Source organism: Kineococcus indalonis, assembly GCF_009906395.1.
Lineage (GTDB): Bacteria > Actinomycetota > Actinomycetes > Actinomycetales > Kineococcaceae > Kineococcus > Kineococcus indalonis.
Genome location: NZ_JAAALM010000145.1, coordinates 1 through 8171, shown reverse-complemented (window position 1 = coordinate 8171; position 8171 = coordinate 1). Strand labels below are relative to the sequence as shown.

Annotated in this window: 5 protein-coding genes and 1 pseudogene; 2 read left to right on the top strand and 4 right to left on the bottom strand. The window is 78.1% G+C overall.

Annotated elements, in window-relative coordinates; all coding sequences use genetic code 11:
- Positions 1–3690: Lhr family helicase (locus GTR00_RS09320; RefSeq protein ID WP_166611351.1), on the top strand; the 3690-nt coding region annotated here is incomplete at its 5' end.
- A 27-nt stretch (positions 3691–3717) separates the two neighbouring features.
- Entirely contained in the window at positions 3718–4623 is a 906-nt protein-coding gene (locus GTR00_RS24940) for an Fpg/Nei family DNA glycosylase (protein WP_166611350.1), read from the top strand.
- Positions 4624–4882: 259 nt separating this feature from the next.
- Here GTR00_RS24940 and GTR00_RS26330 read toward each other — a convergent pair.
- The 4 genes and pseudogenes from GTR00_RS26330 to rimO all read right to left on the bottom strand — a co-directional run.
- Positions 4883–5245 (bottom strand): annotated as a pseudogene (locus GTR00_RS26330) (helix-turn-helix domain-containing protein); the annotation flags it as partial.
- 204 nt (positions 5246–5449) lie between these two features.
- Positions 5450–5974 (bottom strand): CinA family protein, encoded by a 525-nt coding sequence (locus GTR00_RS09305; protein WP_323132355.1) that lies wholly within the window; start codon positions 5972–5974, stop codon positions 5450–5452.
- Positions 5971–6582 carry a CDP-diacylglycerol--glycerol-3-phosphate 3-phosphatidyltransferase gene (gene pgsA, locus GTR00_RS09300; RefSeq protein ID WP_166611349.1) on the bottom strand — a complete coding sequence of 204 codons (612 nt, stop codon included), beginning with the start codon at positions 6580–6582 and terminating at the stop codon, positions 5971–5973. Before pgsA ends, GTR00_RS09305 begins: the two co-directional genes overlap by 4 nt.
- Entirely contained in the window at positions 6579–8051 is a 1473-nt protein-coding gene (gene rimO / locus GTR00_RS09295) for a 30S ribosomal protein S12 methylthiotransferase RimO (protein WP_166611348.1), read from the bottom strand. The genes pgsA and rimO overlap by 4 nt, the downstream gene beginning before the upstream one ends.
- Between the last annotated feature and the right edge of the window lie 120 nt (positions 8052–8171).

Genomic DNA, 8171 nt, shown 5'->3' with positions numbered 1-8171 from the left:
GTGCTCGCCCGCGCCCACCACGGCTCGGTCTCCAAGGAGCAGCGCGCCCTCATCGAGGAGGAGCTCAAGGCCGGCCGGCTGCCGGCGGTGGTGGCCACCTCCAGCCTGGAGCTGGGCATCGACATGGGCGCCGTCGACCTCGTCGTCCAGGTGGAGTCCCCGCCCAGCGTGGCCAGCGGCCTGCAGCGCGTGGGGCGCGCCGGGCACCAGGTGGGCGCCGTCTCGCGCGGCGTGCTGTTCCCGAAGTTCCGCGGCGACCTGCTGCAGACGGCCGTGGTCGTCGAGCGGATGCGCGACGGGCGCATCGAGGAGCTGCGGGTGCCGGCCAACCCGCTGGACGTGCTGGCCCAGCAGGTCGTGGCGATGGTCGCGATGGACGAGTGGACCGTGCCGGAGCTGCACGAGCTGGTCCGGCGCGCCGCCCCGTTCGCCACCCTGTCGCGCGCGGTCCTCGACGCGGTCCTGGACATGCTCTCCGGGCGCTACCCCAGCGACGAGTTCGCCGAGCTGCGCCCGCGCCTGGTGTGGGACCGCGTCACCGAGACCCTCACCGCCCGGCCCGGCGCCCAGCGCCTGGCGGTCACCAGCGGCGGCACCATCCCCGACCGCGGGCTGTTCGGCGTGTTCCTGGCGAGCGGCGAGGGGCCGGGGCGGCGCGTGGGCGAGCTCGACGAGGAGATGGTCTACGAGTCGCGCGTCGGCGACGTCATCACGCTGGGTTCCTCGGCGTGGCGGGTGGAGGACATCACCCACGACCGCGTGCTGGTCACCCCCGCGCCCGGGCAGCCGGGCCGGCTGCCCTTCTGGCACGGCGAGGCGCTGGGGCGCCCGGCGGAGCTGGGCCGGGCGCTGGGCGCGTTCGTGCGCGAGCTGGGCTCGCTGGACGGCGGCTTCACCGGCGCCGCGGCCCGCGAGCGGGTGCTGGCCTCCGGCATGGACGAGTGGGCCACCGACAACCTCGTCGCGTACCTGGCCGAGCAGCAGGAGGCCACCCGCCACGTGCCCGACGACCGCACGGTCGTGGTCGAGCGCTTCCGCGACGAGCTGGGCGACTGGCGCATCTGCGTGCACTCCCCCTTCGGCGGGCAGGTGCACTCCCCGTGGGCGCTGGCGCTGGGCGCGCGCATGCGTGAGCGCTTCGGCGTCGACGTGCAGGCCATGCCCGCCGACGACGGCATCGTGCTGCGCCTGCCCGACCTGGACCTGCCCGAGGGGCAGGGCCCGGACGTGGCCGACCTCGTCGTGCTGGAGGCCGACGAGGTCGCCGAGCTGGTCACCGCGGAGATCGGCGGCTCGGCGCTGTTCGCCGCCCGCTTCCGCGAGTGCGCCGCCCGCGCGCTGCTGCTGCCGCGGCGCCAGCCGGGCAAGCGCCAGCCGCTGTGGCAGCAGCGCCAGCGGGCCGCCTCGCTGCTGCAGGTGGCCAGCCGGTTCGCCAGCTTCCCGATCGTGCTGGAGACGGTGCGCGAGTGCCTCTCGGACGTCTTCGACGTCACGGGTCTGGAGCAGCTCATGCGCGACCTCGCCGCCCGGGAGGTGCGGGTGGTGGAGGTGGAGTCGCAGCAGCCCTCGCCGTTCGCGCGCGGGCTGATGTTCGGCTACGTCGCGCAGTTCCTCTACGAGGGCGACTCCCCGCTGGCCGAGCGCCGCGCCGCGGCCCTGGCGCTGGACCCGAGCCTGCTGGCCGAGCTGCTGGGGCGCGGGGAGGGCGCGGCGCTGCGCGACCTGCTGGACCCCGAGGCCGTGGAGCGCACCGAGGCCGAGCTGCAGCGGCTTGCGCCCACCCGCCGCTGCGCCGACGCCGAGGACGTCGCGGACCTGCTGCGGGTCCTGGGCCCGCTGACGACCGCGGAGGTCGCCGACCGCAGCGGCCGCTCCGCCCCCGACGAGGAGCCCGTCCACGTGCCCGAGGGGGAGGTGGCGCGCTGGCTGGTGTCCCTGGAGGAGGCGCGCCGGGTCATCCGGGTGCGCGTGGCCGGCCAGGAGCACTGGGCCGCGATCGAGGACGCCGGTCGGCTGCGCGACGGCCTGGGCACCCCGCTGCCGGTGGGGGTGCCCGAGGCGTTCACCGAGCCGGTCGCCGACCCCCTGGGGGAGCTGTTCGGGCGCTACGCGCGCACCCGCGGGCCCTTCACCGTGGTGCAGGCCGCCGCGCGCTTCGGCGTGGGCCGGGCGGTGGCGCACGACGCGCTGCGGCGCCTGCAGGCCGCCGGCCGGCTCGTCGAGGGCGAGCTGCGCCCGGGCGGCACCGGGCTGGAGCTGTGCGACGCGGACGTGCTGCGGGTGCTGCGCCGCCGCTCGCTGGCGGCGCTGCGCGCCGACGTCGAGCCCGTCGCCCCGCGCGACCTCGCGCGGTTCCTGCCGGCCTGGCAGGGCGTGGGCACCGGGCTGCGCTCGCGGCTGCGCGGGGCGGACGGGGTGCTGCGCGCCGTGGAGCAGCTGGCCGGCGCCGTCGTGCCGGCCAGCGCCCTGGAACCGCTGGTGCTGGCCGCGCGGGTGGAGGGCTACTCCCCGGCGATGCTCGACGAGCTGACCACCGCGGGGGAGGTCGTGTGGGCCGGGCACGGCGACCTCGCCGGCGACGACGGCTGGGTCTCGCTGCACCCGGCGGACCTGGCACCGCTGACGCTGCCGGACCCGGCCGAGTCCGAGGTGCCCGTGGACACCGAGCTGCACCGCGCGGTGCTGGAGGCGCTCGGCGGCGGGGGCGCCTTCTTCTTCCGCGCCGTGTCCGAGGCCGTCGGCTCCACCGACGACGCCGCCCTGACCGACGTGCTGTGGGACCTCGTGTGGTCCGGGCACCTCACCAACGACACGCTGGCGCCGCTGCGCAACCGCCTCGGCGGCGGGCGCGGGGCGCACCGCACGAAGAAGGCCGCGCCGCGCCCGCGCTACGCCCGCTACGGCGCGGCGCGGCGCCCCGGTGCGGGGCTGCGCGCGGCGCGCGCGGAGCTGCCCACGCGCAGCGGGCCGCCGTCGGCGGCGGGCCGCTGGTCGCTGCTGCCGGAGCTGGAGACCGACGCGACCGTGCGCGCGCACGCCGCCGCGGAGGTCCTGCTGGACCGGCACGGGGTGCTCACGCGCGGCGCGGTGGCCGCCGAGCGGGTGCCGGGCGGGTTCGCCGCCGCGTACCGCGTGCTGGCCGCCTTCGAGGAGGCCGGGCGGGCCCGGCGCGGCTACTTCGTCGAGGGGCTGGGCGCCTCGCAGTTCGCGAGCACCGGGGCGGTGGACCGCCTGCGCGACTCCGCCCGCCCGCTGGGCGGGCGCAGCCCCTCCCAGCGCCGCGACGAGCGGGCCGAGGCCCGGCCGGGCGCGCTGGTGCTGGCCGCCACCGACCCCGCCAACCCGTACGGCGCGGCCCTGCCGTGGCCCGAGCGCCCGGGGGCCAGCGCGGGCGCCACCGGGCACCGGCCCGGGCGCAAGGCGGGCGCGCTGGTGGTGCTCGTCGACGGTGAGCTCGTGCTGTACGTCGAGCGCGGCGGGCGCTCGGTGCTCTCGTGGAGCGAGGAGGGCGAGCCGCTGCAGGCGGCGGCCGACGCCCTGGCGCTGGCCGTGCGCGACGGCGCGCTGGGCAAGCTGACCGTCGAGCGCGCCGACGGCGCGGAGGTGCTGACGGCCGCCTCGCCGCTGGGCGCGGCCCTGGAGGCGGCGGGCTTCCACGCCACCCCGCGCGGCCTGCGGATCCGCGCGTGAGCCGCCGGCGCGCGGGGGCGGCGGTCCGTGCCCGAGGGTGACGTCGTCTGGCGCACCGCGCGGCGCCTGCACGCGGCGCTGGCCGGGCGCGAGGTGCTCTCCAGCGACCTGCGCTGGCCCAGCCTGGCGACGGCCGACCTGTCCGGCCGGGACGTGCTGGAGGTCGTCAGCGCCGGCAAGCACCTGCTGACCCGGCTGGCGGGCACCGCGGGCGAGGCACCGCTGACCCTGCACAGCCACCTGCGCATGGAGGGTTCCTGGTACGTGGAGCGCACCGGCTCCGACGGGAACGGTCGGCGCTCGGCGTCGGGGGTGCGCGCGGTGCTCGTCACCGCGGCGTGGACGGCGGTCGGGCACCGGCTGGGGGTGCTGGAGCTGGTGCCCACCGCCGCGGAGGGCGACCTCGTGGGTCACCTGGGCCCGGACCTGCTCGGGCCGGGCTGGGACACGGCAGAGGCGCGGCGGCGCCTGCTGGCCGCGCCCGGGCGCGCGCTGGGCGAGGCGCTGCTGGACCAGCGGGTGCTGGCGGGGGTGGGCACCTTCTACATGGCAGAGGCGTGCTTCCTGGCCGGGGTGAGCCCGTGGACGCCGGTGGGCGACCTGCCGGACCCGGCGGCGTTCCTGCGGCTGGTGCACCGGCTGCTGGACGCGAACAAGGACCGCGTGCAGCAGGTCACCACGGGCGACCTGCGCCGGGGCCGGCAGAACTACGCTCACGCCCGCTCCGGGCTGCCGTGCCTGCGCTGCGGCACCACCGTGCGGGTGGCGCTGATCGGGCGCGCCCCGCAGGAGCGCACGGCCTTCTACTGCCCGCGCTGCCAGCCGGGGCCGGCGCCGACCGACGACGGCCGCGCCCAGCAGCCCCTGGGCGCGCAGCCGCGCCGCCGCGCCCACGCGTCAGCGGCGCGCCCGGCGTACCGGGCGCGCCGCTGAGGGGCGTGCGGGTGGTGCTCGGAGGTGGTGCGCCTCAGGCGGCCGGCAGCAGGCGCCGGCGCAGGACGAGCTCCAGCTCCTCCGGCAGCCCGTCCAGCTCCAGGGGGAACTCGCTGCCGCGGCCGGCGACGAGGTCCTCCAGCGCGGAGTCCACGATCGCGTCGACGGCCTGGTCGACGACGACGTCCACGGGCTCGGCCCCGTGCCCGGAGGACGCCTCGGGAGCCTCCTCCAGGGCCGGGCGCGCCGGCTGCGGCGCCACGGCGGGCGCCGCCTCGACGACGGGCAGGCGCGCGGCGGTGGCCACGCCGCCGGCGCCCTTGGGCGAGGTGCGCGGCGAACCCGGGGTGGGCACCACGCCCTCGGCGGCGTAGGGGCGGTGACCGCCCTCCTCGTCGGCGATGCGGCGGGTCACCTCGCCCAGCACGTGGGACAGGGGGACGTCCAGGGCCGTGCAGATGGAGGCCAGCAGCTCGCTGGAGGCCTCCTTCTGGCCGCGCTCCACCTCGCTGAGGTAGCCGAGCGAGACGCGGGCGGTCGAGGAGACCTCCCGCAGGGTGCGCTGCTGCCCGCGCCGCTCGTCGCGCAGCACGTCACCGATCGTCCGGCGGAGCACGACCATGCGGCGGCCTCCCTCAGGGAGTCGAGGGGGCAGGCCTCGGAGGGCCGGTCGTCCGTTCGGCGCTCCTCGGTGGCTGCCCGTACTGGAACCACCACCGTACCCCGGGGAACGCGTCGGGGTCGTGGTGGGAACGGAGTTGCGCACGATCAGCTCAACTCTCGGCGGGCGCCCGGTGTTCCGCGCCGCCGACGGCAGCGACGAGGGTCACGTCCGCGCGTCGAGCACCCCGGCGAGGTCGGCGAGCACCGCCTCCACCGCCCCGCGGCGCACCGCGGCGCGCTCCCCCGCCAGCGCCAGGCGGCGGGCCACGGCGCCGCCGGGCAGCGCGTCGGCGGCCACGGCCACGTAGACGGTGCCGGCCTCGTGGCCGTCGGCGGGGCCCGGACCGGCCACGCCGGTGGTGGCCAGCCCGACGTCCGCGCCCAGGCGCTCGCGCACCCCGCGCGCCATCTGGCGGGCCACCTCGGCGTCCACCGGCCCGGTGCGGGCCAGCAGCCGCGCGTCCACGCCGAGCACGGAGGTCTTCAGCTCGGTGGCGTAGGCGACGACCGCCCCGCGCACCACCGCGGAGGCGCCCGGCACGTCCACGAGCGCCGCGCACACCAGCCCGCCGGTCAGGGACTCGGCGGTCGCCACGCTCAGCCCGGCCGCCCGCAGGGCCGCCACGACGCCCGCCGCCGGCGGCAGCGGCCCGCCCGCACCCGGTCCGCCCGCAGCCGGCGCGCTCACCGGCGCAGCAGCTTCAGGCCGGCGGTGAGGTACCCGCGGGCGCTGGTCAGGGTGAGCACCACCGCCACCAGCACCAGCGCCAGCAGCGGCCAGCGCGTCCAGCCGGGCAGGGGCAGCACGAGCAGGCCGACGGCGACGGTCTGCACGACCGTCTTCACCTTGCCGCCGCGGTCGGCGGGGATGATCACGCCGCGGCGGATGACGAGGAAGCGCAGGAGCGTGACGAGCACCTCGCGGGCGAGGATCACGACGGTCATCCACCACGGCACCCGGCCCTGCAGCGACAGCACCAGCAGGCCGGTGCCGATGAGGGCCTTGTCGGCGAGGGGGTCGGCGACCTTGCCGAAGTCGCTGACGGTGCCCCAGCGGCGCGCCAGGTGGCCGTCGTAGCGGTCGGTGATGCTGGCGGCGACGAAGACGGCCGTGGCGGCCAGCCGCCAGCGCCAGTCCTGCCCGCCGTCGTGGGCGAGGAACCAGGCGAACAGCGGCACGAACAGCAGCCGCAGGACCGTCAGCGCGTTGGGCAGGTGCAGGCGGTGCGCGGTGCGCCACTCGAAGCGCGCCGGGCGCTGCGGCGGCTGCTCCGGGCGGTCCGTGCGGCTGCTCACGCCGGCACCGGCGCGGCGGCCCCCACGAGCGGCTCGGCGAGCAGGTCGGCGCCGGAGACGCCGGTGACGCGGGCGCGCACCAGGTCGCCGACGGCCGCGCGCGCGCCCGGGGGCAGGTCCAGCTCGGTCTCGCCGTCCACGTCGGGACCCTGGTGGGCGGCGCGGCCCACGACGCGCGGGTCGCCGTCCTCGTCGACGACGGACTCCACGAGGACCTCCACGACCTCGCCCAGGCGCTCCTCGGCGCGCTGGGCGACCAGCTCCTCCACGAGGCGGCTGACGCGGTCGGCGCGGGCGGCGACCACGTCGTCGGGCAGCTTGCCGTCCAGGCCGGCGGCCTCGGTGCCGTCCTCGTCGGAGTAGCCGAAGACGCCGACCACGTCGAGGCGGGCGCGCTCCAGGAACGAGCACAGCTCGTCCACGTCGTCCTCGGTCTCGCCGGGGAAGCCGACGATGACGTTGGAGCGGATGCCCGCCAGGGGCGCGCGCTCGCGCACCTGCTCCAGCAGGTCCAGGAACGGCCCGGTGCCGCCGAAGCGGCGCATGCGGCGCAGCACCGCGGGCGAGGAGTGCTGGAAGGACAGGTCGAAGTACGGCACGACGCCGGGGGTGGAGGTGAGCGCGTCCAGCAGGCCGGGGCGCACCTCGGCGGGCTGCAGGTAGGACACGCGCACGCGCTGGATCCCCTCCACGGCCGCCACCCGCGGCAGCAGGGCCTCCAGGGCGCGCAGGTCGCCGAGGTCCTTGCCGTAGCTGGTGGTGTTCTCGCTGACGAGGAAGACCTCCTTGACGCCCTGCCCGGCCAGCCAGCGCGCCTCGGCGAGGACCTCGTCGGCGGGGCGGGAGACGAAGGAGCCGCGGAAGGCGGGGATGGCGCAGAAGGTGCAGCGCCGGTCGCAGCCGGCGGCGATCTTCACGGGCGCCCACGGCCCGGAGCCCAGGCGGCGGCGCACCACGCGCGGGCCGCTGGCGGGGGCCAGCCCGTCGGGCAGGTCGGGCAGCTGGACGGCGGCGCGGGCGGCCTGGCGCTCGGCGGGGGCCAGCGGCAGCAGGGTGCGCCGGTCGCGCGGCACGTGCGCCCGGGGCCGCTCGCCGTGCAGGACCGCCTCGAGGTGGCTGGAGAGGTCGGCGTAGGAGTCGAAGCCGAGCACGGCGTCGGCCTCGGGCAACGACTCGGCCAGGTCCCTGCCGTAGCGCTCGGCCAGGCACCCGACGGCCACGACGGCGCCGGTGCGGCCGGACTCCTTCAGGTCGGCGGCGGCCAGGACGGTGTCGATGGAGTCCTTCTTGGCCTGCTCGACGAACCCGCAGGTGTTGACGACCGCGACGTCGGCGCCGTCGGGGTCGTCGACGAGGTCCCACCCGGCGTCGGCGAGCCGGCCCGCCAGCTCCTCGGAGTCCACGTCGTTGCGGGCGCACCCGAGGGTGACGAGGGCGACGGAGCGTCGTTGCGCGGAGGTGCCTGGCACGCCCCCAGGGTACGCAGTCCCGCGGGGCCCGGCCGTCCGCGCGGGTCAGAGCGCGCGCGCTCGCGGCGGGCCGGGTGAGGGCACGCGACCGGGCTCGCCCGCGCCCGGCGGGTGCGGGAC